This is a genomic window from Comamonas sp. SY3, assembly GCF_041730275.1.
Taxonomy (GTDB): Bacteria; Pseudomonadota; Gammaproteobacteria; order Burkholderiales; family Burkholderiaceae_C; genus Comamonas; species Comamonas sediminis.
In genome coordinates, this window is sequence record NZ_JBGTYN010000053.1 from 1 (window position 1) to 1,380 (window position 1,380).

1 protein-coding gene and 1 pseudogene are annotated in these 1,380 nt (G+C 64.6%); both read right to left on the reverse strand.

The genetic code is table 11. The features are described from left to right. Entirely contained in the window at positions 1-933 is a 933-nt protein-coding gene (locus ACCQ08_RS25975) for an electron transfer flavoprotein subunit alpha/FixB family protein (protein WP_373451380.1), read from the reverse strand. Positions 934-960: 27 nt separating this feature from the next. After that, positions 961-1,380: pseudogene (locus ACCQ08_RS25980) on the reverse strand (electron transfer flavoprotein subunit beta/FixA family protein); the annotation flags it as partial.

Here is a 1,380-nt window from a genome sequence, read left to right on the forward strand (position 1 = left end):
TTACAGCTTGCTGGCCATCTCGGGCACGGCGTCGAACAGGTCAGCCACCAGGCCGTAGTCCGCCACGCTGAAGATCGGCGCTTCTTCGTCCTTGTTGATCGCCACGATCACCTTGGAGTCCTTCATGCCCGCCAAGTGCTGGATGGCGCCCGAGATGCCCGCTGCCACATACAGCTGGGGCGCGACGATCTTGCCGGTCTGGCCCACTTGCAGGTCGTTGGGCGCGTAGCCCGCATCCACCGCTGCGCGGCTGGCGCCAATGGCCGCGCCCAGCTTGTCGGCCAGCGGGGTCATCACTTCGTTGAACTTCTCGGCGCTGCCCAGCGCGCGGCCACCGGAGACGATGATCTTGGCGGCCGTCAGCTCCGGGCGGTCGTTCTTGGTCACTTCGCGGCCCACAAAGCTGCTTTTGCCGCTGCCCTCAACCGCTGCGGCGTTCTCGACTGGCGCCGAGCCACCGGTGGCCGCGGCGGCATCAAAGCCGGTGCCGCGCACGGTGATGACCTTGGTGGCATCGATCGATTGCACGGTGGCAATGGCGTTGCCCGCGTAGATGGGGCGCTCGAACGTGTCGGCGCTCACCACCTTGGTGATGTCGCTGATCTGGGCGACGTCGAGCTTGGCGGCCACGCGCGGGGCAACGTTCTTGCCCGAGGCGGTGGCTGGCGCCAGGATGTGGCTGTAGTTGCCGGCAATGGCCAGCACTTGCGCGGCCAGGTTTTCAGCCAGGCCATCCTTGAGCGCCGGGCCTTCGGCCAGGATGACTTTGGCTACGCCTGCGATCTGCGCTGCAGCTTGGGCTGCAGCTGCTGCGCCTTCGCCAGCGACGAGCACATGCACATCGCCGCCGCAAGCCAGCGCTGCGGTGACGGTGTTGAGCGTAGCGGTCTTGATCGTTTGGTTGTCGTGTTCTGCAATAACGAGAGCGGTCATTTGTAGGTTTCCTTTTGAGCGGCAGGCTTAGATTACTTTTGCTTCGTTCTTGAGCTTGTCGATCAAGGTGGCCACATCGGGCACCTTCACACCGGCGCCGCGCTTGGCGGGTTCTTGCACCTTCAAGGTCTTCAGGCGCGGGCTCACGTCCACACCCAGCTCTTCTGGCTTGACGGTGTCGAGCTGCTTTTTCTTGGCCTTCATGATGTTGGGCAAGGTGACGTAGCGCGGCTCGTTCAGGCGCAGGTCGGTGGTGATGACGGCGGGCAGCGACAGAGACAGGGTCTCCAGGCCCCCGTCCACTTCGCGCGTCACGCTCACCTTGTCGCCAGCGAGTTCGATCTTGGAGGCGAAGGTGGCCTGGGGCAGGTCGCCCAGCGCGGCCAGCATCTGGCCGGTCTGGTTGGCGTCGTCGTCAATGGCTTGCTTGCCGCAGATCACGAGGCC